Genomic DNA, 25,233 nt, shown 5'->3' with positions numbered 1-25,233 from the left:
CGCCATGACGTCATTTCCTGACCCCACTTGGCTCGTTGGCTGCGGCAATATGGCCGGCGCCATGGTCGCGGGCTGGCACAAGGCCGGGGTCGACCTGTCGTCCGTAACCGCGATCCGTCCCAGCGCCACCCCGGTCGAGGGCGTCCGCACCGTTGCCATGCTCCCCGACGGCCCGCCGCCGGCGTTCGTCATGCTCGGCTTCAAGCCCCAGAAACTTGACGAGGTCGCCCCAAGTCTTGCCCCGCGCATCACCGACTCCACGCTGGTCGTGTCGCTCCTCGCCGGGGTCGAGGCCGCTACCCTGCGCCAGCGCTTCCCCACCGCCCGCGCCATCGTCCGCGCCATGCCCAACCTGCCCGTCGCCCAGCGCCGCGGCGTGACTGCGCTCTATTCGGCCGACGGCGACAAAGCGTTAGCCGAGGTCGAAGCCCTCATGACGCTCCTCGGCGTCGCCCCGCGCGTCGCCACTGAAGACCATTTCTCCGCCATTGGCGCGGTCGCCGGATCGGGCCCGGCCTATGTCGCGCGCTTCGTCGCCGCGCTGGCCGCGGGCGGGGAGGGGATTGGCCTCGACGCCGACCTCGCCCGCCTGATCGCCACCGAAACCCTGCTCGGCACTGCCGCGATGATCGCCGCCGACCCGATCGACATGACCGAACTCGCCCGCCGCGTCGCCAGCCCCAACGGCACGACCGAGGCCGGCCTCGCCGTGCTCGACGCTCCCGATGGCCTCGCACCGCTCCTCGCCCGCATGCTCGCCGCCGCGATCGCCCGCGGCCACATACTTGCCGCCGCTGCCAGGCGCGGTTGATCCCGCGCGCCTCCTCGCCTAATCGCAGCCGCAGCAAAAGGGGCAGACATGGTTGACGAGCGCACTTTCGACGATCGCGACGGATTTATCTGGTTCGACGGCAAGCTCGTGCCGTGGCGCGAGGCCAACGTCCACATCCTGACCCACGCCATGCATTACGCCTCGGCGGTGTTCGAAGGCCAGCGCGCCTACGATGGCACCATCTTCAAGTTGTCCGAGCATAGCGCCCGCCTCCGCAACAGCGCCGCAATCCTCGGCTACGACCTGCCATGGAGCGTCGCCGAGATCGACGCTGCCTGCAACGAGACTCTCGCCGCCAATGGCCTGACCGACGCCTATGTCCGCCCGATTGCGTGGCGCGGGTCCGAGCAGATGGGGGTCTCGGCGCAAAAGACGAAGCCGCACCTCGCCGTCGCCGCCTGGGTGTGGGGCAAATATTTCGATCCTGACCTTGCCGCGCGCGGCATCCGCCTCGACATCGCCGAATGGCGCCGTCCTGCGCCCTACACCGCGCCGACCGCGTCAAAGGCCAGCGGGCTCTACATGATCGCGACCATGTCGAAGCATCGCGCCGAGGACCGCGGCTACAACGACGCGCTGATGTTCGACTGGCGTGGGCAAGTCGCCGAAGCGACCGGCGCCAACGCCTTCTTCATCCGCGACGGGGTTATCCATACCCCGACCCCCGACTGCTTCCTCGATGGCATCACTCGCCGCACGGTCATTGACCTTGCCCAGAAGCGTGGCATCGACGTCGTCCAACGCACTATCTGGCCCGAGGAACTCGAGACATTCCAGCAGATGTTCCTCACCGGATCGGCCGCCGAAGTCACCCATGTCGGCTCGGCCGGCCCATGGAATTTCGAAGTCGGCGACCTCTCGCGCCAGCTGGCGAGCGACTATGACAACCTCGTCAACGGGCGCGCCATCAACCGCTGAAGCATGTCCGCCCCAAGCGCTGGGAATCCACCGACTTTAACCTGCGGCAATCACTTCTTTCATCCTTTGGCAATGCGCCGGGGCTAGGGTGCATCCTCATCTAAGCGGCTCGGGCGGTTCAGTGGATCGATTGACGATAGGGCAGGACGAACCACTGTTTCCGGCCCGCCTTGTCGCGGACCGGCTGGCAGCGGTCTCGCTGCGCGATATCTGTCACTTCTCGCCCCCCAACGACAGCGCAACCGTAACCATCCGCCTGGCCCAGCTCTACGCGCTGATCCGGCTGGTGCCGTTCACCGTACTGGTCAATCTGTTCAATGCCGCGCTGGTCGTGATCGCCTTCTGGGACCTTGTCCCGCACCTTCACCTTATCGGTTGGTATTCGGGCATGACGATATTGTGCGCAGCCCGCTGGCTGCGCGCGCGACGTCTCGTCAGCGACCCTGGCTACAGCCTGCGCCACCCCACCAGCGTCCGCACGGTCATGTCCGGAGTCGGTCTCCTCGCGCTGTTCTGGGCGGTCCCGCTGATGCTGTGGTATCCCCACGGTAACGAGCCCCAACGGCTGCTGATGGCGGTGCTCATCACCGGCATGATGAGCGGTGGCAGTGTCACCATGGCCAGCATTCCCCCTGCCGCCTTTACCTACATCGGCGTTCTCGCGCTGGCCACGCTCGGCGCCACTGCCCAGATGCACGAGCCTTTGATCTCGTTGCTGGTCATCGTTTTCGCCGGCACCCTGTGCTTTTCCTCGCTGTGGAGCGCGCGCCAGTTCGTCAGCCATTTACGCGCCCGGCTCGAACTTGAGGAGCAGGGCCAGCTGGTCCGCCTTCTGCGCGAGTTCGAGGCGAGCGGCAGCGACTGGCTGTGGGAACTCGATCCCGCCCTGAAGCTGCGCTACATGTCGACCGCGATGGCAGACGTCATCGGCTATCCCCTCGACCGCTTGCTCGGAGTGAGCGTGTTCACATTGCTCGATCCAACCCGCAAGATCGCCGAAGTCTCGTCGGGCATGCAGTCGGTAATGGATCATTTCCGCGAGGGCCGGGATTTTCGCGACATGGCGATCCCAACCATGGGCGGCACCCGCTGGTGGTCGCTGTCAGCCAAGCGGATGATCGACGACAAGGGTAATGTCGTGGGCTGGCGCGGAGTCGGCTCGGACATCACGGACACGCGCCTGCGCGGAGACGACAGCACGCGCGGAGCGCGGCGCGATCCGATGACCGGCCTCGCCAACCGCCTGCTCGTCCGCGAAATGATCGAGGAGGCGCTGCTTCGCCAGTGGCAGGGGCAGGGCGACTGTTCACTTTTGCTGGTGGATCTCGACCGCTTTAAGCTGGTCAACGACACGCTCGGCCATGCCGTCGGCGACCAGCTGCTGATAGAAGTTGCACGCCGGCTTGAGGAGGCGGTCGGCGACAGCGGCAAGGTCGGGCGCCTAGGCGGCGACGAATTTGCCGTCATCTGGCGCGACGGGGGCAGCCGCGACCGGCTCGGCGATTTCGCCCAGTCGATCATCGATGCGGTCTCGCGCGGCTACATGCTGGGCGTCGCCAACGTCCACATCGGCGCGACCATCGGCATCGCCTGCGGCCCCGGCGACGGCGCCCGGACCGAGGCACTGATGCGCTCGGCCGACCTTGCCCTCTATCGCGCCAAGCAGGCCGGGCGCGGGGGCTTTGCCTTCTTCGAACGCCATATGTTCGAGGAAGCGGAGGATCATCGCCTGCTCGAAAACGACGTCCGCTCGGCGCTCGAAGGCGGCAATTTCACCCTTGCCTATCAGCCGATCGTCCAGGCCGGGACGGGCACTATCGTCGGCCGCGAGGCGCTGCTGCGCTGGCGTCACCCGACCCGCGGCTCGATCGCGCCCGACGTGTTTATCCCGATCATCGAGGACGCCGGACTGATCCACCAGATCGGCGGCTGGGTCATCCGCGAAGCCTGCCGCGAGGCGGCTGGCTGGGCCGAACCGATGCGCGTCGCGGTCAATGTCTCGGCGGCGCAACTCGGCGGCGCCGGGCTTGCCCAGACCGTCATCGGCGCACTTGCTTCAAGCGGCCTCCACCCCAACCTCCTCGAGCTTGAAGTCACCGAAAGCGTGTTCATCGGCGACGACCCCGCCACGCTGAGTTCGCTTGCCCGCCTCCGCTCGCTCGGCGTCCGCCTCGTCCTCGACGATTTCGGCAAGGGCTATTCAAGCTTCGGCTATTTGAGCCGCGCCAAGTTCGCCAAGATCAAGATCGACCAGCAGTTCGTCCGCGACGCCGCCGACGGCGACCAGGACGCCCGCGCCATCGTCACTGCCATCCTCGCTCTGGCCCGCGGCCTCGGCGTGGAAACTACTGCGGAAGGCGTCGAAACCAGGGCTCAGGCCGAGGTCATGCACCAGCTCGGCTGCGGCCAGCTTCAAGGCTTCTACTTCGGCCGCCCCGTCCCCTCGAGCGAGATCGAGAGCGCCCCGTCGCTGGGGGTTAAGAGAGCCTAGGCGAGACTGACTGCGGCATTCCGGCAATCTTCGGCGCACTCACGACAAATCTGCGCGCACAGCTTGCAATGGTCATGGCCATGCTTCTCACATTCAACCGCGCACGCCTCGCACATGCGGGCACACAGCTCGAGCAGTTCGCGCAGCATCGGCTGGTCATTGCCCGTCCGCCGCACCGCCAGCCGCCCGGTCGCCTCGCACACGTCCGAGCAGTCGAGGCACATGCGGATGCACTGCGTCATGTCCATCTGCTCGGCCATGCAGGCGTCCGCGCACGACGCCGCCATCTTGGCGCAATACATCAAATGATGCGCGGCATCGGCCAGCGTCACATTGTCCTTGGCGGTCGGATGGAGCGAAATCATCTTGCGAATGGACATGGTTTCTCCTGTTGTTCCCGAACGATCGCCGGGGCTGAGCGTTGCCTCGCCACGAACACGAAAGGGGAGGGAAGGGCAATCCCCCTGCTTGTCACCAAATTCACTCGCTACCCCCCTTGAGCCGACACTTAATCCCGCGTAAGTTCTCCGTTCGTTCCGCGTAATGGAGGGCAAGTTGAGCGCAACCCTGGTGACCATCCTGATCCTCGTCGCGGTCGCCGTCGGCGCGCTAGTCGGGTGGCTGCTTGGTTCGCGCGGGATCGCGGCGGGGCAGGGGATTGCCGAGTCCCTCCGCATCCAGCTCGATGGCGTTCGCGAGGAGCGGGACCATCATTCGACCCGCTTTGACGCACTGAGCCGCGAACATGGCGATCTCGCCTCGCGCCACGCCGCCGCCGTCGCCGCGCAAGACGAGCGCACCCGCGGGTTCGAACGCCAGCTTGCCGAACTCGTCGTCGCGCGCGAGGCATTGGGCGCCCAGTTTGCCGAGGTCGGGGGCAAGCTGCTCGATCATGCCCAGAAACAATTTCTCGAACGTGCCGATCAGCGCTTCAAGCAATCCGAAGCAACTTCTGGCAATGAACTCAAGGCCTTACTCAAACCAGTTCACGACCGGTTGCAGAAATATGAGGAGACCGTCACCAAGGTCGAAAGCGAGCGCAAGGATGCCTTCGGGCTGCTCTCGGGCCATATCGAGGCGATGAAGTCGGGCACCGAGCGCGTCTCGGCCGAGGCCGCCAAGCTGGTCAACGCGCTTCGCAATGCCCCAAAGGCGCGCGGCCGCTGGGGCGAGCAGCAATTGCGCAACGTGCTCGAAAGCTGCGGCCTCAGCGAACATGCCGATTTCGCCACCGAAGTCAGCGTCGCGCAGGAAGACGGCGCGCGCCTCCGCCCCGACGTCGTCGTCCGCATCCCCGGCGGGCAAAGCCTTGTCATCGACGCCAAGGTCAGCCTCAACGCCTATCAGGACGCGTTCGGCGCGATCGATGAGGCCGATCGCGCGCTCCACCTCGCGAGCCACGCCACCGCGATCAAGGCCCACGTCAATGCGCTCGGCAACAAAGCCTATTGGGCGCAATTCGCCGACGCCCCCGACTATGTCGTGATGTTCATTCCCGGCGAGCATTTCCTGTCCGCCGCGCTCGAACAGGATGCCACGCTGTGGGACTATGCGTTCGACAAGCGCGTCCTCCTCGCGACCCCGACCAACCTCATCGCCATCGCCCGCACCGTGGCGGCGGTGTGGCGGCAGGAAAAGCTCGCCAAGGAAGCCCGCGCCATCGGCGAACTCGGCAAGGAGCTTTACGAACGCCTTGCAAAAGCTGCCGGCGATCTCCGCAAGGTCGGGGTCGGCCTGACCAGCGCGGTCAATAATTACAACAGCTTCGTCTCGTCATTTGAGAGTCGGTCACTGGTCAGCGCGCGCAAGTTTCGCGACCTGAACATCGACACCGCCGGGCGCGACATCGAGCTCGTGACCCCGGTCGAGGCCCTCGCCCGCTACAGCGACGAACGCCCCGCGCTGCCCCCCGTCGCCAACGAAGACGACGCCGCGGCCTAGATCCCCCCGCAACCGCGATAGGATTTTCCGTCGACCCCCAGCTGCACGCTGTCGGGATAGACGCGGTCGCTCATCCCGTCGCTGCACTTGCCGTGGACGATGTTCACGCGGATCCGCTTGCCTTGGTAAATCTCGCCGGCAAAGCCGTGGATCACGCGCGGCGTCGCCTCGCTGACCGGGCCTACGCCATAGGGACCGGAAAAGAGCATCGTGCGCGCCCCGATCGTCAGGCTCCATCCCGGCTCGGTGCCCAGCGCGTGATAGGCGGAGCGGTCGGCCGCAGGGGGCACGGTCGCGCAGCCGGCAAGCGCCGTGTTCGCGATCAGGATCGTTGCAAATCTGGCTAACATCATGCTCCTTGCCTGCAGCTTGGTCAGCGCCAGCTTGCCCTGACCTGAAAGGCGATGACCGCAGCGGCGACGGCGGCGTTCAGGCTGTCGGCCCGCCCCAGCATCGGCATCTTGACCCGCAGATCGCACTCATTCTCATAGTCGGCGGGCAAGCCCCGGCTTTCATTGCCGATCAATAGGAAACAGGGAGCCTCATAGGTCGCGTCGAGATAGTCGCTGTCGGTGCGCAAGCTCGTCCCCACCAGCTGCCCGGGCCCGGCGCGCAACCACGCGACAAACTCGTCCCACGTCGCGGTCCCCACCGCTTGCGTGAACACTGCGCCCATCGACGCTCGCACTGCCTCGACCGAGTAAGGATCGGCGCAATCGTCGATCAGGATCAATCCGCCCGCCCCGGTCGCATCGCCGGTGCGCAGGATCGTGCCCAGATTGCCGGGATCGCGCAGCGCCTGCGCCACGATCCACAGCGGGGCGGCACTGCGGTCGATCGCGGCAAGGTCGGTCGCGGGCTGGCGGTAGGCGCCAAGGATCAGCCCGGGGTTGTCCTTGCCGCTCATCTTGGCGAGAATGTCGGGCGTCGTCTCGATCGCGTCGCCGCCTGCCGCCTCGGTCGCGGCGATGATCTCGGCGGCCAGCGGATGCGCCGCCCCGGCCGGTGCAAAGGCGATGATTTCGGGTAGCAGCCCGCTGTCGCGCGCCTCGGTCAGGATTCGCAGTCCCTCGGCCAGGAACAGCCCCGTTTCGCGCCGCGCCTTGCGGTCACGAAGCGATCGGATCAGCTTGACCGTGTCATTGCCGAAGGAGGTGATGGTGCGGGGCATTCAGGCGTCATTGCGAGCGAAGCGAAGCAACCCACATCTCGCCCGCTGGGTTGCTTCGTCGCTACGCTCCTCGCAATGACGACCGAAGCTCTCAATCCTCGCCAAAGCGGCCCTCGACCAGCGCCACCAATCGCTCCAGTGCCTCGTCGGCGCCGGGGCCCTCGGTCGTGATGAGGATCTCGTCGCCTATCGCGGCGCCCAGCATCATCAGCCCCATGATCGAGGTGCCGACAACCTTGTTGCCGTCCTTCTCGACCTCGGTGGTGGCGGTCAGTTCGCTCGCCAGCGTGACGAATTTGGCCGATGCACGGGCGTGGAGCCCGCGACGGTTGGCCATGGCGACGGTTCGCGACGGCATCAGGCTGCGGCCTCGCCGAGAATTTCGCTCGCCACCGAAATATATTTGCGCCCCGCCTCGCGCGCGGCGGCGACCGCAGCCCGGACCCCCATCGCCTTGCGGGCACCCTCAAGCCGGATCAGCATCGGCAGATTGACCCCGGCGATGACCTCGATCTGGTCGTTTTTCATCAGGCTGATCGCCAGGTTGGACGGCGTCCCCCCGAACAGGTCGGTCAGGATGATGACACCATTGCCGCTGTCGACCTTGGTGATCGCGGCGGCGATATCGCTGCGGCGTGCTTCCATATCGTCGTCGGCATCGATGCAAATGCCGGCGATCGCCTCTTGCGGGCCGACGACATGTTCCATTGCCGTGATGAACTCGGCCGCCAGACGGCCGTGGGTCACCAGCACCAAACCAATCATTCCCTCACCCGCCTGCTACTTTACTAATTGCCGGTCCGCGTGACGGCCCGGGCTCCTCGATCGTGTCGCTCGGCGGCGTGGCGAGGTCTCGGTGTCGGACCATCGGCGAAAAGCCGCGCGCCCGCAACCGCTCCGTCATCTCGACCGCCGCCGCGACCGAACGATGGCGTCCCCCAGTACAGCCGAACGCGACTGTCAGATAGGATTTGCCGGCGGCCCAATAGCGGGGAATGAGGTCGGCGAGAAGGGCTTCCAGTCGATCCATCGTCGCCCCCCATGCAGGGTCGGCGCTGACATAGTCCTGAACAGACTGGTCCATCCCGGTCAGCGGGCGCAGCGCCTCCACCCAGTGGGGATTGTCGATGAAGCGCATGTCGAACACCAGGTCGGCGGTGCGCGACACGCCGCGGGCAAAGCCGAACGATGCGATCGTCAGCACCGGCTCGTCGCGGTCACTACCGTATCGCCGGCGAAGCTCGTCGCGCAGATCGGCGGGCTTCAGGTCGGTGGTGTCGATCACCGCGTCGGCGGCGAGTCGCAATGGCGCGGTCATCTCGCGTTCGCGGGCAATGCCGTCCTCGGCCGGGCGATCGGGAGCGAGCGGGTGGCGGCGGCGGGTCTCGCCATAGCGGCGGATGAGCTCGGTTCCGCCACAGTCGAGGTAGAGGATTTCCGGCAAAACGCCGTCGATGCTCTTGAGCAGGCCCGACAGCGTTGCGACGTCGAAGCCGCGGCTTCGGACATCCATGCCGACCGCGATCGGCATCGTCTGGCGGGCGTCGCGCTCACCCGTGACGAACGCCTGGAGCAAAGTGGCGGGGAGGTTGTCGACACAGTCCCAGCCCATGTCCTCCAGCGCGTCGAGGACGCTCGACTTGCCCGCTCCCGACATGCCGGTGACTAGCAGCAGGCGCGACAGGTGGGGGACACGCGCGGAGGATGGGCCGCGCGTCGCCACGCTCAGACCTTGAGCCCGAGCCGATCGAGCGCCAGCGACACTTTCGACGCTGCCGACGCGGTCAGCGCATCGACGCTGATCAGCGGCAGCGAAACGCCGAGCACGGGCCGCGACCGCAAGTCGTCGGGCATTCGCTGGATACTGCTGGTCAGCTCGACCAGCAGCGCGACGGGCACGTCGGCAACAGTCTCCATGTCGACGATCCCGACTCCGCGAATCTCCAGCTTGCCGGCGATTGTGGTCGGAGCGGTGGCGATCAGCCGTTCCCCCTGCTTTCGCACGATGGTCTGGTCGTCGGCGACCAGCACGAACCCGCGATCGAGCAGTCGCAGCGAAAGATCGGACTTGCCCGATCCCGAGATGCCGGTGATCAGCACCGCACGGCCGTCGAGCGCGACGCAGCTGGCGTGGAGCGTCTCGGAGGAGAGGCGGATGCTCACAGCGAGCGCTCCGCTTGACGGAGCGCGTTCAAAGGACCCGGTCCGCTGCTGGCAGGCGAATGGTAAAGCGTGCACCCGATGGCGCGTCGTCCCGATCAGCCACATCAATCTCCCCGTCATGGCCTTCGACGATCGCACGCGCGATCGCAAGGCCAAGTCCACTATGGCGGCCAAATTGCTCCGCCTCAGGCCTTACTGAATGAAAGCGGTTAAAAATCGCTTCGCGCTGCTCGGGCGGTACGCCGGGGCCTTCGTCGTCGATCCTGATGCGCACGTCATTCCCGACTCGCGCCGCGACCACTTCGACCAGCCCGCCAGGAGGCGAGAAGCTGATCGCATTGTCGACAAGATTGTCGATTGCGCGGGCCAGTCGGGTCGGGTCGCCCATGACCACGCTGCTGTCGCGGCGCGGGCGAGCGAAGGCAATGCGGACGTCGCCGGTCGATCGCCGCTCTTCCCACGCTGCGATCAGCTGCTCGATCAGCGGGCCCAGGTCGACCCGCTCGAACCGCGCCCGGGCCAGTTCGGCGTCGGTCCTGGCGGCTTCGGAAATATCGCCGATCAGCCGGTCAAGGCGCAGCACGTCGTCCCGCACCACGTCGAGCAATTGCGAACGAAGCCTCGGATCGTCGACCCGGTCGAGACTGTCGACCGCGCTGCGCAGCGAAGCGAGCGGGTTTTTCAGCTCATGGGTGACGTCGGCGGCGAACGCCTCAATATTGTCGATCCGGGTGCGCAGCGACTGGCTCATGTCGCTGACCGCTCGCGCCAGCATGCCAATCTCGTCGCGCCGGGCGGGCAGGCGGGGGACCCTTACTTCGCGAGAGCGGCCCAGCCTGACGCGGTGCGCCGCGCGGGCGATCTGGCGCAGCGGGCTGACGATGGTCCGCGCCAGGAACAACGACAGGCCGATCGACAGCAAGGTCGCCAGCGCCATCACGATCCCCAGCGAACTGCGCTCGGCGCGGATCAGCCGGGTAAAGGCGCGATCATTGCCCATCACCGTCACGACCGATCCGTCGGGCAGGACGGCCGCGCTCGACAGCACCGGGGTCAGGTCGGGCGCTTCGCGAACCAGTGGCTGCGACGGCATGTGGGCAAAAGCCGCGCTCGCCTCAGGCCAATTGTCGCGAATATCGGATGCGGGTTCGACATAGGGCGGCTGATAGCCATCGCGGGTAAGCGCGTTGAAACCCCGATCGAGCAATCGCGCCACGTCCTTGGTCCATGGCTGCGACTTGGGATCGCGAAGTACATAGGTTGGGCCGGTCGTCGTCCAGCTATCGATCTGCAGGTGGCCATCGGGGGCATAGAGCCTCAGCCGGTTGCCGGTCACATGGCCGATCCGCGCCATCGTCTTGATCTTTTCGACCGGCGAGTCGTCGATCAGCGCTTCGGCGGCAAAGGTCGCTTGAGCTTCGACCCGGTCGGCGCGCTCGCGCAGCAGCAGGTCGCGAAACTGGTCGAGGGTGAAGATCCCCGACGCGACCAGCGCGAGTGTCAGCAAATTGGTCGCGAGGAGCCGCGTGGCGAGCGTGTGCCGGCCGCGGAACGGCAGGCGCGTCTCGTCGCACTCACCCCTCGAATCGGTAACCGACGCCATACAGGGTCTCGATTGAATCAAAGGCGGGGTCGACGGTGCGGAACTTGCGCCGCACGCGCTTGATATGGCTGTCGATCGTGCGATCATCGACATAGGTGTCATCGGCATAGGCGATGTCGAGCAGCTGGTTGCGCGATTTGACCACCCCGGGCCGCTGGGCAAGCGCTTCCAGAATGATGAATTCGGTCACCGTCAGCGTCACCGGCTGCGCATCCCACGTGACCTTGTGCCGCGCCGGATCCATCGCCAGCCGGCCGCGCTCGATCCGCTCGGGCTCGGGGGCATCGCCGTCATCGGCGATCGCGCCCCTCGCAAATTCCTGGCGGCGAAGGATTGCGCGGATCCGGGCGATCAGCAGCCGCTGCGAGAAGGGCTTGGCGATATAATCGTCGGCGCCCATCGCTAGCCCCAGCGCCTCGTCTAGCTCGTCGTCCTTCGAAGTCAGGAAGATCACCGGCATGGCGCCCAGCGTGCCGCCCTTCTCGCGCAATCGGCGGAGCAGCTCCATTCCATCCATCTGCGGCATCTTGATGTCGAAGACGCCGAGGTCAGGCTCGGATTCGCCGAACGCCTTCAGCGCCGCAGCGCCATCGGTATAGACCCGCGTGACGAATCCTTCGGCCTGGAGCGCGATCGACACCGAGGTCAAAATGTTGCGGTCGTCGTCGACGAGCGCGATCACGGGGGACATGGCAGCTCCGGCCCCGCGATGGGGCAACCCGGCGATACTGCTCCCCCGACCGCCCGGCAAGCGCGGCGCCAATCGTGACCGTTCGTCACTTTGACTCGGGCGAAGCGCTGACTATAGGCTCCAGCGAATACGTATGCGGTCCCGGCGTAGGAGTAGGCGGCTGCTTTGAAGTTCAAGGAGAATATTGTGGTCAACCGCGTTCCTTCGCACGGGCTCGACGCCCAGGGCATCCGCACCGGAGCCACGCTCCACTGGAACATGACCACCGCGCCGCTGGTCGAAACCGCGATCTCCCGCGGTGAAGGCAAGCTGACCTGTCACGGCGCGCTGCTGGTCGATACCGGCAAATTCACCGGCCGAAGCGTCAAGGACAAATTTATCGTCCGCGACGCCGTCACCGAAGACACGATCAACTGGGGCCCAATCAACCAGCCGATGGCCGGCGAGCATTGGACCCATTTGAAAGCCGACTTCATGGCCGCGCTGGGCGAGCAGGGCGAGCTCTTTGTCGCCGATCTGTTCGGCGGTTCGCAGCCCGAATATCGCGTGAATGTCCGGGTTATCAACCAGATGGCGTGGCACAATCTGTTCATCCGCACCCTGCTGGTCCGCCCGACGGCCGATGAACTGCCCGGCTTCGTTCCCGAGTACACGATCATCAACCTGCCCAGCTTCAAGGCCGACCCGGTGCGGCACGGTTGCCGCAGCGACACGGTGATCGCGGTCAATTTCAGCGAGAAGCTGATCCTGATCGGAAATACCGAATATTCCGGCGAGATGAAGAAGGGCGTCTTCGGCCTCCTCAACTTCCTGCTCCCCGCGCAGGGCGTGATGCCGATGCACTGCTCGGCCAACATCGGCGCCGACGGCAAGAGCGCGATCTTCTTCGGCCTGTCGGGCACTGGCAAGACCACCCTGTCGGCCGATGCCAGCCGCACCCTGATCGGCGACGACGAACATGGCTGGTCAGACCAGGCGGTGTTCAATTTCGAAGGCGGCTGCTACGCCAAGATGATCAACCTGTCGGCCGAGGGTGAGCCGGAGATCTACGCCACCACCAAAATGTTCGGCACGATCCTCGAGAATGTCGCGATGGACGAGGTGACCCGTGAACTGGATTTCACCGACGCCAGCAAGACTGAAAATACCCGCGGTGCCTATCCGATCGAATTCATCCCGAACGTGTCGGAGAAGAACCTCGGACCCGCCCCGTCGAACGCCATCATGCTGACCGCCGACGCGTTCGGCGTTCTGCCCCCCATCGCGCGGCTGACCGCTGATCAGGCGATGTATTATTTCCTGTCGGGCTACACCGCCAAGGTCGCTGGCACCGAGATCGGCGTGACCGAGCCCGAGGCGACCTTCTCGACCTGCTTTGGCGCCGCCTTCATGCCGCGTCACCCGTCGGTCTATGGCAACCTCCTGAAGCAGCGCATCGCCGAAGGCAGCGTCGATTGCTGGCTGGTCAACACCGGCTGGACCGGGGGCAAATATGGCACTGGCCACCGCATGCCGATCAAGGCGACCCGCGCCCTGCTCAACGCCGCGCTCGACGGCAGCCTCAAGGCCGGGGAATTCCGCAAGGACCCCAACTTCGGCTTCGAAGTCCCCGTCTCGGTCGCTGGAGTCGACGCCAATATCCTCGACCCGCGCCAGACCTGGCCCGACAAGCAGGCCTATGATGCCACCGCGGCCAAGCTGGTCGACCTGTTCGTCGACAATTTCGCGCAATTCGCCAATCATGTCGATCAGGGCGTCCGCGAAGCGGCCCCGCGGGTCGCTGCCTGACCCGATCGCGTTCCTGCATTTCCCGCCCGGCGCCCTTGCCCCGGAGGGAATATCGCTGACACAGGAACGCGGCCGCATCGCCAGGCATTGATGCGCCAGTTCACTTGAGGAGCATGACATGGATATCGGTTCGATTCTTGCCCAGGCCGGCGGCGTCGGCGCCATCGCGCGCCAGCTCGGCGTCGATGAGTCTACCGTCGAAAGCGGCGTCGGCGCGTTGCTTCCCCACGTCGAAAACGGCATTCAGCAGCAGGGCCTGCCCGGCGCAGTCGAAGGCGAAGCCTCGTCTGCGCCCGACCCCCAGGACAGCGGTCTTGGCGATGCGCTCGGCGGCATGCTCGGTGGCGGTGGTCTTGGCGGCCTGCTCGGCGGGCTGATGGGCGGCGGCGGAGCGGCGGCGGGCGGCGGCGGTGGAGGCGGCATCCTCGGGAGCCTCGTCAGCGGCGGGGTCGGCAATGAAATCCTCGGCCACATCTTCGGCTCGAAAGACGTCAGCCGCGATGTCGCCACGCAGGCTTCGCAGCAAAGCGGGGTCGACACGTCGGTGCTCAAGAAGCTGCTGCCGATCGTCGCCGGCGCCGTGGCGATGCATTACATGACTCGCCGCGGCCAGGGCGGCGCAGCTCCCGCTGATGCCGACGCCGGTGGCGGTGGAATCCTCGGCTCCATCCTCGGCGGGCGCTAGGTCAGTTATTGTCGGAGGCGTGGTGGAGCGGAAACGCCCGCCACGCCTCGCCTCCTAACCAGCGACGGCTGCCACCGCCTCGACGATCAAGCAATTCCCCTCGACCCGCAAAATCACCACACTCGCCCCGACCGCAGCCGGCCCGCCCCGAGCGCTCCATTCGCCGTCGGCCAGCCGCACCCGGCCTGCGTCTGCCGTAACCGCCTGCGTCACGGTCACCTGCTTGCCGACCAGCTTCGCCGATCGCTGGTTGAGCTGGTGCTCGCCAGCTCGTCCCGGCCGTGCATAAAGCTTTCGACCGGCGGCGACGATCACCGCCGACAGGATCACGAACAGCACCAGCTGCAGGTTGATCGACAGCCCGAACAGCGCCCCCGCCAGCCCCGCCAGCACCGCGCCCGCGCCGATGAAGATCAGGTAGAACCCCGGCGCAATCACCTCGGCGATCAGCAAGCCGACGCCAAGGATGGCGAGCGCCCACCCGCCGGCATAGTCGATCCCCATCAGCGTTCACCCTGCGTCGTCGGCACCCCGGCCTGCGCCGTCGGGCGGCCAGGACGCGGGGCAGGGGGCGTCGGTGCGGGCAACCCGCCATGATCACCCATGATCCCGCGCGTCAGCTCGCCAATCCCGCCCAGCGTGCCCATCAATTGCGTGGCCTCAACCGGGAACAGGATCGTCTTGGCGTTGGGCGAGGTCGCGAACATGCCGATCGCCTCGACATATTTCTGCGCGATGAAATAATTGATCGCCTGGGTCGATCCGCCCTCGATCGCGTCCGACACCAGCTTGGTCGCATTGGCCTCGGCCAGCGCCGACCGCTCGCGCGCCTCGGCGTCCCGGAAGGCGGCTTCCTTGCGCCCCTCGGCCTCCAATATCTGCGCCTGCTTCAGCCCCTCAGCGCGGTTGATCTCATTCTGCCGCGCGGCCTCCGATTCCAGGATCGTCGCACGCTTCTCGCGCTCGGCCTTCATCTGCCGGGTCATGGCGTTGACGATGTCGGCCGGCGGGCGGATGTCTTTCAGTTCGACGCGGGTGATCTTGATCCCCCAGCTTTCGGTCGCATTGTCGACCACTGCCAGCAACCGACCGTTGATCTCGTCGCGCCGCGACAATAGTTCGTCGAGGTCCATCGAACCCATCACGGTGCGCAGGTTGGTCGTCGCGAGGTTGAGGATTGCGAGGTACATGTCGCTGACTTCATAAGCCGCCTTGGCCGCGTCGAGCACTTGGAAGAACACCACCCCGTCGACCGCGACCATCGCATTGTCCTTGGTGATGATTTCCTGCCCCGGAATGTCGAGCACCTGCTCCATCACGTTGACCTTGCGCCCGACGCGATAGAAAAAGGCCGGGTAGAAATTAAATCCGGGCTGGGCGATCGCGATGAACCGCCCGAAATGCTCGATGGTGTAATTATAGCCCTGATGGACGACCTTAATGCTCGACATCACGAAGAACAGCATCAGAACGGCCACAAAAATCAGAAAGATACTCAGCATGACGATCCCCTCCGGCCCCACTGGCCCCTCCGGTTTGCGCCATGATGCGACGGGCGGGCCGCAAGCGGAAGGGAAATCGGCATGACCATCGACTTGTCGGGCCGCCGCGCGCTGCTGTTCCTCCCGGCCTCCAATCCGCGCGCCATCGCAAAGGCCCGGGGCAGCGCCGCCGACCTCGTCATCCTCGACCTTGAGGATGCAGTGAAGGACGCGGACAAGGACACCGCGCGGGAGGCGGCGGTCGCCGCACTGGCCGATCCATGGCCGATGCCGGTCGCCATCCGCATCAATGCCCTCGGGACCCGCTGGTTCGCCCAGGATGTTGCCGCTCTGGCGCTTAGCAAGGCTGACCTGGCGGTCGCGCCGATGGTCACTAACCCGTCACAGGTCAATGCGATCCGCGAGGATAGCGCCAAGCCCGTCATCGCGATGATCGAAAGCGCCGCCGGGGTCCTCGCCGCGCCGGCCATCGCGCGAGTTTCGGCCGCGCTGTTCCTTGGCCTCAACGACCTCGCCGCCGACCTTCGCCTGCCCGCTGGGTCTGCCCGCACTTCGATGATGGTCGCGCTCCAGTCTGTCATCCTCGCGGCGCGTGCTGCAAGGATCGCGGTGTTCGACGGCGTGTTCAACCGGCTCGACGATCCGGACGGATTTGCCGCCGAATGCGCCGAGGCGCGCCGCCTTGGGTTCGACGGCAAGACCCTCATCCACCCCGACCAGATCGCCCCGTGCTTCGCGGCTTTCGCCCCGTCAGAGGCCGAAATCACCCGCGCCCAACGCCTCGTCGCTGCGGCCTCAGGAGGCGCAGAACGTTTCGAAGACGAAATGATCGAAACCATGCACGTGGAATCGGCCAAATTGCTCCTCTCCCGACTCTGAAATACTTCAATGATCTGATCGCCCAAGCCGCCGTCGATACCGTGTCCGAGCGTCTCCCCCTTGGCGAATCGCGCCGCCCCTGCCATGGGCCCACATGGCCGACTTTCCCTTTCCCGAAATCCCGCTCGGACTGACCTTCGACGATGTCCTGCTCCAGCCGCTCGCGTCGAGCGTGCTGCCCAGCGCCGCCGACACGCGCACCTTCCTGACCCGCGAGATCCCGCTGGCGATCCCGCTCGTCTCGGCGGCGATGGACACGGTGACCGAGACCGACATGGCGATCGCGCTGGCCCAGCTCGGCGGGATCGGCGTCCTCCACCGCAACCTCGACGTCGAGGCGCAGGCCGCCGCCGTCCGCGCAGTCAAGCGGTTCGAAAGCGGAATGGTCGTCAACCCGATCACCATGACCCCCGACCAGACGCTGGCCGACGCGCTGGAGCTGATGAAGATGCACCGCATCTCGGGCATTCCAGTGGTCGAGAAATCGGGCAAGCTGGTCGGCATCCTCACCAACCGCGACGTCCGCTTCGCCGAAAACCCGCGCCAGCCCGTCTCCGAACTGATGACCCGCGACGACCTCGCCACCGTCCCGCTCGGCACCGGGCAGGAAGCCGCGCGCCGCATCCTCCATCAGCGCCGGATCGAGAAACTGCTTGTCGTCGACGACGCCAATCACTGCGTCGGGCTGATCACCGTCAAGGATATCGAGAAGGCCGTCGCTTCGCCCAACGCCACCAAGGACGCCGAAGGCCGGCTGCGCGTTGCCGCCGCCACCACCGTCGGCGACGCCGGCTTCGCCCGTTCCGAGGCGCTGATCGATGCAGGCTGCGATTGCATCGTCATCGACACCGCCCACGGCCATAATATCGACGTCGCCCGCGCGGTCGAGCGGGTCAAGAAACTGTCCAACACGGCGCAGGTCGTGGCCGGCAATGTCGCCACCGCCGACGCTGCCAAGGCGCTGGCCGACGCCGGCGCCGACGCGATCAAGGTCGGCATCGGCCCGGGGTCGATCTGCACCACGCGGATCGTCGCGGGCGTTGGCGTTCCCCAGCTGACGGCGATCATGAACGCCGCCCACGCCGCCGCCAAAATGGGCATCCCCGTCATCGCCGATGGCGGCATCCGCACGTCGGGCGATATCGCGAAAGCACTCGCGGCCGGCGCTTCCACCGCGATGGTTGGCTCGCTCCTCGCGGGAACCGCCGAGGCTCCGGGCGAAACCTTCCTCTACCAGGGCCGCGCCTACAAGGCATATCGCGGCATGGGCAGCGTCGGGGCAATGGCCCGCGGATCGGCCGACCGCTACTTCCAGCAGGACATCAAGGACCAGCTGAAGCTCGTTCCCGAGGGCATCGAAGGCCAGGTCGCCTTCAAGGGCCCGGTGCGCGATATCGTCCACCAGCTTGTCGGCGGCGTGAAGGCGGCAATGGGCTATACCGGATCGCCGACGATCGAGGATTTGCAGAAGCGCGCCCAGTTCGTCCGCATCACCAATGCCGGCCTGAGCGAAAGCCATGTCCACGACGTCGCGATCACTCGCGAAGCCCCCAATTACCCGACGCGCTAGCGCACAGACTCTCCTCCCGCTCACGCGAGGGGCTGGGGGCGGGACCGCCCGACTACCCGCGAAACCATGATCGGACGAAAGAAGATTTTCCTGTCCTACAGCAACCTCGATGGCGCATGGGGTGAGGCCATGATGACCATGATCCCGCACCCGCGTCAGCGCGCCGCTTTTGCCGCCGCCAGCCTCGCCGCGCCGATTTCACGCGGCACTGTCTACCGTGTCCAAAACGATGCTCACGGTGCGCCCGCGTCAATATCGCGTGGAACTGTCTACCGTGTCCAAAACGCGGCTCGCAGATACCGCCTGGCATCGCCCTCGGGTAAATCGCGTGGCGCTGTCTACCGTGTCCAAAACACTCCTGCGAGCGTTTCAAAATGACTCCTTCGGCACGAGTCCAGGCGGGCATCGACATCCTCGACCAGGTGGTCACATCGTCACGCGACGACGGCCCCCCCGCCGACGCCATCGTCGCGGCCTATTTCAAGACCCGTCGCTATGCCGGGTCAAAGGACCGCCGCGCAGTTCGCGAGTTGGTGTTCCGCGCGATTCGTCGATCGGCCGAGATTCCCGACAGCGGCCGAACGGCAATGCTCGGCCTGTCCGCCGACGACCGCGAGATCCTCGACAGCTTCACCGGCCCGCCCCACGGTCCCGATCCCGTCGTCAAGGGCGAGAAGCGCACCCGGCCGAGCATCGTCCCGCAGTGGATCGAGCGTGAACTTTCGCCGCTCGTCGCTCGTGACGAATGGCCGGCGCTGGTCGAACGCGCCCCGCTCGACGTTCGCATCAATGCCGCGCGAACGAGCATCGCCGCGATGATCGATGCGTTCGATGGTGCCGAGACTACCCCGCACAGCCCATGGGGGCTCCGCCTTCCTGCCGAGAGCCGCGCCGACCAGCACCCCGCCTTTGCCCAGGGTCTCGTCGAAATTCAGGACGAGGGCAGCCAGCTCATCGCGCTCGCCTGCGCGGCCAAGCCCGGGATGCGGATCATCGACCTGTGCGCCGGGGCCGGCGGCAAGGCGCTCGCGCTCGCTTCGGCCACGGGCAATGGCGCCGAGATCATCGCCTGCGACACCAATCGCCAACGCTTGTCGAAACTCGCCCCCCGCGCCGATCGCGCAGGGGCCATCATCACCACCCAACTGCTTAACCCCCCCCACGAAGCCATTGAACTGGCCCACCTTGCCGCCACCGCCGACATCGTCCTGGTCGATGCACCCTGTTCGGGCAGCGGCACCTGGCGGCGAAGCCCCGAGGGGCGGTGGCGGCTGACCGCGCATCGACTTGACCGAGTGATCGCGCTCCAGGCGCGCGTACTCGATCTCGCCGCGCCGTTGGTCAAGCCTGGCGGGGCGCTGGTCTATGCGGTCTGCTCGCTGCTTACCCGCGAGGGAATGGGCCAGGTCGCCACTTTCTTGGGGCGCCATTCAGGTTGGACGTTGCAAGATCCGTTCGGAAGCATCGGGCGGCAGGACGGGGCAGGGCGGTTGCTCACCCCGGGCCATGACCAGACCGATGGATTTTTCGTCGCAAGGCTCATCCGCTCGTGATAGGCGGATGACGTCGAGGTGGAGATAATGATGGCTAAGCGCTTGTTACTGTTGACGTTCGCACTGGCTTGCTCGGCTGCCGCGCCGCTCGTTGCGCAAAAGCCCGATGACCAGATTGCGCCCTTGTCGGTCCAGCTGTTGAAGCAGGGACAGGCGCAGATGGCGGCGGGAAGCCTTTCGGCTGCCGACGATTCGCTCGAGACTGCGCTTGCGGTCGATCCGCGCAACCGCGCGGCCTTCGTCGATCTTGCCCGCGTCGCCACGCGCCAGAAATTGTTCGGCAAGGCGATCCGCTTTACCAACAAGGCACTGGCGCTCGAGCCCAATGACCGCGACGCGCTCGCTGTGCAGGGCGTGGCGATGGTCGAACTCGGCGCCACTCCGCGCGCCCAGCAAAACCTCGCGAAGCTCCAGTCGCTGTGCGGCAAGGGCTGCCCCCAGCTGTCCGACCTCGGCGCCGCCATCACCCGCGGCCAGACCCCGGTCCCCTCGACCAAGGCAAGCACGACCAGCAAAAAGTGAGGCGATCAGGACGGGGCTCATCCGACCTCCGCGACAAGATCTCCGGCTGCGGTTCGCAACGCGAACGTGCACAGGAACGCTGTCCAATAACAAGCCTTGCGACGCGCAAAACTATATAATAAATATAATCAATGTCTTATGCGTAAAATATGCGTATTGCGGCCCGGGATTTTCCCGGCGAAAAGCTTCCTTAGAACAGCTTAGCCTGCGCCAGTGCCAGCAGCTCACATCTCTTCGAAAACATCCTTTGGCGGACACTTGAACCCCTCGGATATACCGCTATACGACCGGCAACCAAGCAGCGTGGATCGGTAGCTCAGTTGGTAGAGCGTTCGACTCTTAATCGAATGGTCCTCGGTTCGAGCCCGAGCCGATCCACCACATCTTCATGCAGCGGCGCCAGATTATCGGCCGCATAATTGGTCCTCGCCGGCGTAAGGCCGCAGCTATTCGAGCCGGGATTGGGTCCGCTGCTGACGCTCCAGCGCCATCAGGATGCCGAGGCAAATCATGATCGTCATCACCGCCGATCCGCCGAAGCTGACCAGCGGCAACGGCACGCCGACCACCGGGGCAAGCCCCATGACCATCATCAGATTGATCGTGACATAGAAGAATATGGTCATCGACAGGCCGGCCGCCGCAAGCTGGGCGAAGCGTGATTTGGCGTTGGCGCTGACATTCATGCCCCAGCGGATGACCATGCCGAAGGCAAGGATGAGGAGGACGCCGCCGACGAGGCCCCATTCCTCGGCCATCGTCGCAAAGACGAAGTCGGTGTGGCCCTCGGGGAGATAGTCGAGGTGGCTCTGGCTGCCGTTGAGGAAGCCCTTGCCCCAGATCCCGCCCGACCCGATGGCGATCTTTGACTGGCTAATGTGGTAGCCGGCGCCGAGCGGGTCGCTTTCGGGGTCGAGGAAGATGTCGATCCGCTTGCGCTGATAGCCGTGCATCAGGTGATAGACGATCGGGGCAGCGGCCGAGATCACCACCGCCGGCCCGACGAACAGCCACAGCGGAAGTCCGGCGAGGAACATCACCGTGATCCCGCACAGAAGCACCATGATGCAGGTGCCAAGGTCAGGCTGAACCAGGATCAGGAAGGCGGGGATGAGGAGCAGCGTCAGCGCCGGCCAGATCGCGCGCCACTTGCGGATCTCGCCGGCGGGAAGAAGTTCGTAGAAACGGGCCAGCGCGAGGACGATCGCAGGCTTCATGAACTCGGACGGCTGAAGGCGGATCGGGCCAATCTCAAGCCAGCGCTGAGCGCCTTTCTTGACGAGGCCGAGAGCTTCAACCCCAACCAACATGACGACGATGATCGCGAAGATCGGGAAGGTCGCGGCCTTGATGGTACTTTCGTTAAGCGACGACATCATTGTCGCCAGCCCGAGAAAGAACAGGAAGATGATCGCCTGCTTGACCGCCCACGGATGGATGGATCCGCCGGCCGCCGAATAAAGCACAACAAGCCCGAACCCGGCGATCGCGCTGACCATGAAGATCAGTCGCCACGGGAGCTTGGCCAAGGGGCGCGGGATGATCGTGGAACCGATCATGCTTTGGGCTCGGCCTTGGCGAGGCCGTTGGCGACGCGCCAAGTGGCGGTCTTGGCGGCAATGCGTTGGTCGAGCGACCCGCCGATGCCCTGCTCATAGGCGTCGAGCGCGGCGAGGCCCTTCTGCTTGTCGAACAGGTATAGCAAGGTGTCGCGCACCATCGGCGCGGCGACTTGCGAGCCGAAGCCGCCATGCTCGATCACTGCCGCGGCACAATATTTGGGGTTCTCGACCGGGGCGAAGGCGACGAACAGCGAGTGATCGCGCATTTTCCAGTTGAGGCTCTCGTTCGAACGGACCCCGCCCGAATTGCGCTCGGCCATCGAGATCCGGCGGACTTGCGCGGTGCCAGTCTTGCCCGCCATCTGGATGCCGTCGAGCGGCAGGCGGACCGCGCCGGCGGTGCCATTGGGATTGTTGACCACCCCGCCCATCGCCTGACGGACGAATTCGAGATGCTCGGGCGTCACATCGAGCGTGACCGGGGCAGGGGTCTGCGCATTGGCGATCAGGCGCGGCTGGATGACCTTGCCGCTGGCGATCCGCCCCGCCATCACCGCCAGCTGGAGCGGATTGACGAGTACATTGCCCTGGCCGATCGACATGTTGACCGTGTCGTATATTTCCCACTTCCGCTTGTAGCGGCGCATCAGCCATTCGGGGTCGGGGACGGTGCCGTAACGCTGGGACGAGAAGGGCAGGTCGAAACTTTCGCCAAAGCCCATCCGCCGCGCCATCGGGGCGATTACCTCCACCCCGGCGCGTCGCGCCATTTCGTAGAAATAAATGTCGCAGCTCTTCATGATCGCATCGGCCATCGCGACCGATCCGTGGACCTTGTCGCAGTGGAAGATGGCATTGCCGACGCGATAGGAACCCGTACAAAGGACATGGTCCTTCGGGTTGATATTGGCCTGAAGCAAAGCCAGGCTCATCAGCGGCTTGATCGTCGATCCCGACGGGTAAAGGCTCTCGGTCACCTTGTCGACGAGCGGTAGATGGTCGTTTTCCGACAACATCCGCCACTCGTTGCGGCTAATCCCGTCGGAGAAATTATTGGGGTCGAACGAGGGCATCGACGGCATAGCGAGAATGTCGCCCGACGCCACGTCGAGCACGACCACCGATCCCGACTGATCACCGATACGCCTCGCCGCATACTGATGAAAGTCGGTGTCGATGGTGAGTTTGATCGACCCGCCGCTGCGGTCGGGCTTGGGGTCGAGCTCCTTAACCAGCTTGCCCCGCGCGGTGACTTCGACGCGCTGCCCACCGGGTTGACCGCGAAGAGTCATTTCCATCGTTTGCTCAAGACCTTCCTTGCCGATCTTGACACCTGGAATGATTAACAGCGGATTCTTGTTCTCGCGCTCATATTCCTTGGCCGAGGCTGCGCCGACATAGCCGACAAGCTGGCCGACTGTAGATCCGCCGGGGTAAAATCGGGCAAAGCCGCGCGACGGCGCGGCGCCGGGAAGCTCGGGCTGGCGGACGGTGATCGCGGCATATTGTTCGTAAGGAATATTGTCGGCGACAGAGACCGGCTTAAACCCGCGTGCATCGTCGAGTTCACCGTTGATCCGGTCGATTTCGTCGGGAGACAGCGCAAGGATCTGGGCGAGGTCGGCGACAATTTTCACCCGGTCCATAATCTGTTGCGGGATGAGATCGACGCGGAAACTTGAGCGATTGATTGCGATCGGCTTGCCATTACGGTCGATGATCCACCCGCGGCGCGGCGGCACCGGGATCAGCTGGACGCGGTTGCTTTCGGACAGCAGTTGGTATTTTTCGTTTTGCGTGATCGAAAGATAGGCCATGCGCCCGGCCAGCAACGCCCCAAACGCAGCCTGCGCCCCCCCGACGAAGATCATCCGCCGCGAGAAGCTTAGCGATTGATGGACCGCAGTGACGCGCTGCCACTTGCTCACGAGCCCAGCCGCCAGCGGTCGATCAGGCCGGCAAAACCGGCGGCGAGGGGGAAGGCAATCATGCTGAGCAGCACCGATGGCAGCATCGCGCTGAACGGCAACTGAGCGCCGTCCCACGCCGCGACGCGCCAGGTGAAGGCGGCGTTGGCAATGATCAGCAACACCGCCAGCAGCCACTCGATCCAATAGTCGCGCCACATGGTGCGGCGATCGGCAAGGTCGAGCAGCAGCATCACGGCAGGCCACAGCGCGACCGACTGGCCGATCGGGGCGCCGGTGATGATGTCGTTGGCAAACCCCAGGGGCGCCGCCCACCACGCCGGCCATGCATCGGCGCGAAGCAGCCGCCACGCGATCAGCATGAGGAAGCCGACATCGGGGACCCAAACCGCGGTCGAGACGATCGGTAGGGTCGACAGTAGCGAGCCGAACACGACCGACAACGCCGGCGCGACCAGCGCGCTTCGCCGCGGACCACGGCCGATTGCGCCTGAGCGTTGGTGGAGCGCCGAGCGGACCATCAAGGCTTGGCCTTAGGCTTGGGCATTGGGGGCGGCGGCGGGGGCGGGGGCGGCGCTTGTTGGGCAAGCGGCTCAAACGGACGCTCGACAATCGCAAAGCTGGCGCTCGATGGATCGGCGAGGGGGATTGCCACCGCGCCATCGTCATCGAGGCGGATGATCTTGGCGACTGGGACGAGCGGTGGATAAAGGCCACCGGTGCCCGACGTCACGAGCAGGTCACCCGGCTTGAACGGGTTGCGCCCAACCTCGAGCGGGCGGATATCGAGCGTGCCGTCGCCGCGCCCGGTTGAAATGGCGGGAAGCCCATCGCGGAGCAGCCGTACGGGGATAATGTTGGCGCGATCGCTGATCAGCATGATCCGGCTGGCGAAGCGTCCCGCGTCAATCACTCGACCGATCAGTCCCGAGGCACTGCGCACCGGCATTCCGACCGCGACACCGTCACCGCTGCCCGCAGACAGCACGGCGAGGCGGCGCGGGCTTTCGAAGCTCGAGCCGATGATCCGCCCGGTGGCAACCGCCTCGCGACTACGTTCGCGCAGCTGGAGCACAGCCTTCAGTTGGGCATTTTCAAGCTGGATTGCCTTGGCCTCGATCATCCGCTGTAGGAAAGCGCGGTGCTCGCGGCGATATTCCCCGTTCTGGCGAGCGGCATCCCAATAATCGGACGCGCCGCTGGTCAGCCCGGTCGCGGTCGTCGTGACCGCACGCAGCGACCCGGTGATCGGAGCAGTCGCATCAATCGCCGCTCCGCGCACCCCGGAATAGCTCGATGGCGCGACCAGCGAGAGGACAAGCATGACTAGCCCGACGATCACGCCAGCAATCGTCGCGATCAGGCTGAAAAACAGCCCATATTGCGCGCGCCGTGACCAGCCTGGGCGCGACCCTGCCGGTGGCGCCACCATCG

25 protein-coding genes and 1 tRNA gene are annotated in these 25,233 nt (G+C 65.5%); 11 read left to right on the top strand and 15 right to left on the bottom strand.

Features of this window, described 5'->3' with window-relative positions; genetic code table 11:
* Positions 1–4 precede the first annotated feature (4 nt).
* From U1700_RS08490 to U1700_RS08480, 3 genes are all read left to right on the top strand, one after another.
* Entirely contained in the window at positions 5–811 is an 807-nt protein-coding gene (locus U1700_RS08490; protein ID WP_332751897.1) for a pyrroline-5-carboxylate reductase family protein, read from the top strand.
* A 48-nt stretch (positions 812–859) separates the two neighbouring features.
* Positions 860–1,750, top strand: coding sequence for a branched-chain amino acid aminotransferase (locus tag U1700_RS08485; RefSeq protein ID WP_332751896.1), 891 nt, complete (start codon positions 860–862; stop codon positions 1,748–1,750).
* Positions 1,751–1,871: 121 nt separating this feature from the next.
* Complete coding sequence (locus U1700_RS08480) at positions 1,872–4,241, top strand: putative bifunctional diguanylate cyclase/phosphodiesterase (protein ID WP_332751895.1); 2,370 nt, start codon at positions 1,872–1,874, stop codon at positions 4,239–4,241.
* Here the strand turns inward: U1700_RS08480 and U1700_RS08475 are convergent.
* Positions 4,238–4,621 carry a four-helix bundle copper-binding protein gene (locus tag U1700_RS08475; protein WP_332751893.1) on the bottom strand — a complete coding sequence of 128 codons (384 nt, stop codon included), beginning with the start codon at positions 4,619–4,621 and terminating at the stop codon, positions 4,238–4,240. The genes U1700_RS08480 and U1700_RS08475 overlap by 4 nt on opposite strands.
* 163 nt (positions 4,622–4,784) lie before the next feature.
* Between U1700_RS08475 and U1700_RS08470 the strand changes: the two genes are divergently transcribed.
* Positions 4,785–6,182 (top strand): DNA recombination protein RmuC, encoded by a 1,398-nt coding sequence (locus U1700_RS08470; RefSeq protein WP_443025909.1) that lies wholly within the window; start codon positions 4,785–4,787, stop codon positions 6,180–6,182.
* On the opposite strand, the gene U1700_RS08465 is transcribed toward U1700_RS08470, so the two are convergent.
* From U1700_RS08465 to U1700_RS08430, 8 genes are all read right to left on the bottom strand, one after another.
* Positions 6,179–6,532, bottom strand: coding sequence for a COG3650 family protein (locus U1700_RS08465; RefSeq protein WP_332751890.1), 354 nt, complete (start codon positions 6,530–6,532; stop codon positions 6,179–6,181). The genes U1700_RS08470 and U1700_RS08465 overlap by 4 nt on opposite strands.
* Before the next feature lie 23 nt (positions 6,533–6,555).
* Positions 6,556–7,353, bottom strand: coding sequence for a TrmH family RNA methyltransferase (locus U1700_RS08460; protein ID WP_332751889.1), 798 nt, complete (start codon positions 7,351–7,353; stop codon positions 6,556–6,558).
* 91 nt (positions 7,354–7,444) lie between these two features.
* A complete protein-coding gene (locus U1700_RS08455) occupies positions 7,445–7,711 on the bottom strand; it encodes an HPr family phosphocarrier protein (protein WP_332751887.1) in 267 nt (88 codons plus the stop codon).
* Positions 7,711–8,118 (bottom strand): PTS sugar transporter subunit IIA, encoded by a 408-nt coding sequence (locus tag U1700_RS08450; protein WP_332751886.1) that lies wholly within the window; start codon positions 8,116–8,118, stop codon positions 7,711–7,713. Before U1700_RS08450 ends, U1700_RS08455 begins: the two co-directional genes overlap by 1 nt.
* Positions 8,119–8,122: 4 nt before the next feature.
* Positions 8,123–9,076 carry an RNase adapter RapZ gene (rapZ, locus tag U1700_RS08445; RefSeq protein ID WP_332751885.1) on the bottom strand — a complete coding sequence of 318 codons (954 nt, stop codon included), beginning with the start codon at positions 9,074–9,076 and terminating at the stop codon, positions 8,123–8,125.
* Between the two features lie 2 nt (positions 9,077–9,078).
* Entirely contained in the window at positions 9,079–9,516 is a 438-nt protein-coding gene (locus U1700_RS08440) for an HPr kinase/phosphorylase (protein WP_332751883.1), read from the bottom strand.
* A 28-nt stretch (positions 9,517–9,544) separates the two neighbouring features.
* Positions 9,545–11,119 carry a HAMP domain-containing sensor histidine kinase gene (locus tag U1700_RS08435; RefSeq protein ID WP_332751881.1) on the bottom strand — a complete coding sequence of 525 codons (1,575 nt, stop codon included), beginning with the start codon at positions 11,117–11,119 and terminating at the stop codon, positions 9,545–9,547.
* The gene (locus tag U1700_RS08430) at positions 11,091–11,810 is read right to left on the bottom strand and encodes a response regulator transcription factor (protein WP_332751879.1); all 720 of its coding nucleotides are present in this window, start codon (positions 11,808–11,810) and stop codon (positions 11,091–11,093) included. The genes U1700_RS08435 and U1700_RS08430 overlap by 29 nt, the downstream gene beginning before the upstream one ends.
* A 186-nt stretch (positions 11,811–11,996) precedes the next feature.
* Here U1700_RS08430 and U1700_RS08425 point away from each other — a divergent pair, with 186 nt between their 5' ends.
* Positions 11,997–13,598 (top strand): phosphoenolpyruvate carboxykinase, encoded by a 1,602-nt coding sequence (locus tag U1700_RS08425; RefSeq protein ID WP_332751878.1) that lies wholly within the window; start codon positions 11,997–11,999, stop codon positions 13,596–13,598.
* Between the two features lie 118 nt (positions 13,599–13,716).
* Positions 13,717–14,283, top strand: coding sequence for a DUF937 domain-containing protein (locus U1700_RS08420; protein ID WP_332751877.1), 567 nt, complete (start codon positions 13,717–13,719; stop codon positions 14,281–14,283).
* 54 nt (positions 14,284–14,337) lie between these two features.
* On the opposite strand, the gene U1700_RS08415 is transcribed toward U1700_RS08420, so the two are convergent.
* Both U1700_RS08415 and U1700_RS08410 read right to left on the bottom strand, forming a co-directional pair.
* A complete protein-coding gene (locus U1700_RS08415) occupies positions 14,338–14,787 on the bottom strand; it encodes an NfeD family protein (RefSeq protein ID WP_332751876.1) in 450 nt (149 codons plus the stop codon).
* Positions 14,787–15,785, bottom strand: coding sequence for an SPFH domain-containing protein (locus U1700_RS08410; RefSeq protein WP_332751874.1), 999 nt, complete (start codon positions 15,783–15,785; stop codon positions 14,787–14,789). The genes U1700_RS08415 and U1700_RS08410 overlap by 1 nt, the downstream gene beginning before the upstream one ends.
* A gap of 87 nt (positions 15,786–15,872) precedes the next feature.
* Here U1700_RS08410 and U1700_RS08405 point away from each other — a divergent pair, with 87 nt between their 5' ends.
* The 5 genes from U1700_RS08405 (at position 15,873) to U1700_RS08385 (ending at position 20,690) form a co-directional block, all read left to right on the top strand.
* Positions 15,873–16,664, top strand: a complete 792-nt coding sequence (locus tag U1700_RS08405; RefSeq protein ID WP_443025920.1) for an HpcH/HpaI aldolase/citrate lyase family protein — start codon at positions 15,873–15,875, stop codon at positions 16,662–16,664.
* A 94-nt stretch (positions 16,665–16,758) separates the two neighbouring features.
* Complete coding sequence (gene guaB, locus U1700_RS08400; RefSeq protein WP_332751870.1) at positions 16,759–18,234, top strand: IMP dehydrogenase; 1,476 nt, start codon at positions 16,759–16,761, stop codon at positions 18,232–18,234.
* A gap of 374 nt (positions 18,235–18,608) precedes the next feature.
* The gene (locus U1700_RS08395; protein WP_332751869.1) at positions 18,609–19,787 is read left to right on the top strand and encodes an RsmB/NOP family class I SAM-dependent RNA methyltransferase; all 1,179 of its coding nucleotides are present in this window, start codon (positions 18,609–18,611) and stop codon (positions 19,785–19,787) included.
* Between the two features lie 27 nt (positions 19,788–19,814).
* Positions 19,815–20,309: a tetratricopeptide repeat protein gene (locus U1700_RS08390; protein WP_332751868.1), complete on the top strand. Its 495-nt coding sequence runs from the start codon at positions 19,815–19,817 to the stop codon at positions 20,307–20,309.
* A 305-nt stretch (positions 20,310–20,614) separates the two neighbouring features.
* Positions 20,615–20,690: transfer RNA gene (locus tag U1700_RS08385), tRNA-Lys, on the top strand.
* 65 nt (positions 20,691–20,755) lie between these two features.
* On the opposite strand, the gene rodA is transcribed toward U1700_RS08385, so the two are convergent.
* Genes rodA through mreC form a run of 4 tightly spaced genes read right to left on the bottom strand, consistent with a single transcriptional unit; the run spans position 20,756 to position 25,231 of the window.
* Positions 20,756–21,868, bottom strand: coding sequence for a rod shape-determining protein RodA (gene rodA / locus U1700_RS08380; protein ID WP_332751866.1), 1,113 nt, complete (start codon positions 21,866–21,868; stop codon positions 20,756–20,758).
* Positions 21,865–23,799: a penicillin-binding protein 2 gene (gene mrdA, locus U1700_RS08375; RefSeq protein ID WP_332751863.1), complete on the bottom strand. Its 1,935-nt coding sequence runs from the start codon at positions 23,797–23,799 to the stop codon at positions 21,865–21,867. Before mrdA ends, rodA begins: the two co-directional genes overlap by 4 nt.
* On the bottom strand, positions 23,796–24,320 hold the full coding sequence (mreD, locus tag U1700_RS08370) for a rod shape-determining protein MreD (RefSeq protein WP_332752284.1): 525 nt from the start codon (positions 24,318–24,320) through the stop codon (positions 23,796–23,798). The genes mrdA and mreD overlap by 4 nt, the downstream gene beginning before the upstream one ends.
* Positions 24,320–25,231: a rod shape-determining protein MreC gene (gene mreC / locus U1700_RS08365; protein ID WP_332751861.1), complete on the bottom strand. Its 912-nt coding sequence runs from the start codon at positions 25,229–25,231 to the stop codon at positions 24,320–24,322. Before mreC ends, mreD begins: the two co-directional genes overlap by 1 nt.
* Positions 25,232–25,233: the final 2 nt, after the last annotated feature.

Origin of the sequence: Sphingomonas sp. RB1R13, from assembly GCF_036663775.1 — a bacterium.
Taxonomy (GTDB): domain Bacteria; phylum Pseudomonadota; class Alphaproteobacteria; order Sphingomonadales; family Sphingomonadaceae; genus Sphingomicrobium.
The sequence above is the reverse complement of the archived record's forward strand: the minus strand, read 5'-3'. Positions and strand labels throughout refer to the sequence as shown.

Bases quoted from the DNA above. Each gene is read 5' to 3' on its own strand.
- U1700_RS08435 (WP_332751881.1), bottom strand. From the start codon at position 11,119: ATGGCGTCGGTTACCGATTCGAGGGGTGAGTGCGACGAGACGCGCCTG.
- rodA (WP_332751866.1), bottom strand. From the start codon at position 21,868: ATGATCGGTTCCACGATCATCCCGCGCCCCTTGGCCAAGCTCCCGTGG.
- guaB (WP_332751870.1), top strand. From the start codon at position 16,759: ATGGCCGACTTTCCCTTTCCCGAAATCCCGCTCGGACTGACCTTCGAC.
- U1700_RS08410 (WP_332751874.1), bottom strand. From the start codon at position 15,785: ATGCTGAGTATCTTTCTGATTTTTGTGGCCGTTCTGATGCTGTTCTTC.
- U1700_RS08460 (WP_332751889.1), bottom strand. From the start codon at position 7,353: ATGCCCCGCACCATCACCTCCTTCGGCAATGACACGGTCAAGCTGATC.
- U1700_RS08415 (WP_332751876.1), bottom strand. From the start codon at position 14,787: ATGGGGATCGACTATGCCGGCGGGTGGGCGCTCGCCATCCTTGGCGTC.
- U1700_RS08465 (WP_332751890.1), bottom strand. From the start codon at position 6,532: ATGTTAGCCAGATTTGCAACGATCCTGATCGCGAACACGGCGCTTGCC.
- U1700_RS08450 (WP_332751886.1), bottom strand. From the start codon at position 8,118: ATGATTGGTTTGGTGCTGGTGACCCACGGCCGTCTGGCGGCCGAGTTC.
- mreD (WP_332752284.1), bottom strand. From the start codon at position 24,320: ATGGTCCGCTCGGCGCTCCACCAACGCTCAGGCGCAATCGGCCGTGGT.
- mreC (WP_332751861.1), bottom strand. From the start codon at position 25,231: ATGGTGGCGCCACCGGCAGGGTCGCGCCCAGGCTGGTCACGGCGCGCG.
- U1700_RS08475 (WP_332751893.1), bottom strand. From the start codon at position 4,621: ATGTCCATTCGCAAGATGATTTCGCTCCATCCGACCGCCAAGGACAAT.
- U1700_RS08420 (WP_332751877.1), top strand. From the start codon at position 13,717: ATGGATATCGGTTCGATTCTTGCCCAGGCCGGCGGCGTCGGCGCCATC.
- U1700_RS08395 (WP_332751869.1), top strand. From the start codon at position 18,609: ATGACTCCTTCGGCACGAGTCCAGGCGGGCATCGACATCCTCGACCAG.
- U1700_RS08490 (WP_332751897.1), top strand. From the start codon at position 5: ATGACGTCATTTCCTGACCCCACTTGGCTCGTTGGCTGCGGCAATATG.
- U1700_RS08390 (WP_332751868.1), top strand. From the start codon at position 19,815: ATGATGGCTAAGCGCTTGTTACTGTTGACGTTCGCACTGGCTTGCTCG.
- U1700_RS08485 (WP_332751896.1), top strand. From the start codon at position 860: ATGGTTGACGAGCGCACTTTCGACGATCGCGACGGATTTATCTGGTTC.
- U1700_RS08470 (WP_443025909.1), top strand. From the start codon at position 4,785: ATGGAGGGCAAGTTGAGCGCAACCCTGGTGACCATCCTGATCCTCGTC.
- U1700_RS08455 (WP_332751887.1), bottom strand. From the start codon at position 7,711: ATGCCGTCGCGAACCGTCGCCATGGCCAACCGTCGCGGGCTCCACGCC.
- U1700_RS08430 (WP_332751879.1), bottom strand. From the start codon at position 11,810: ATGTCCCCCGTGATCGCGCTCGTCGACGACGACCGCAACATTTTGACC.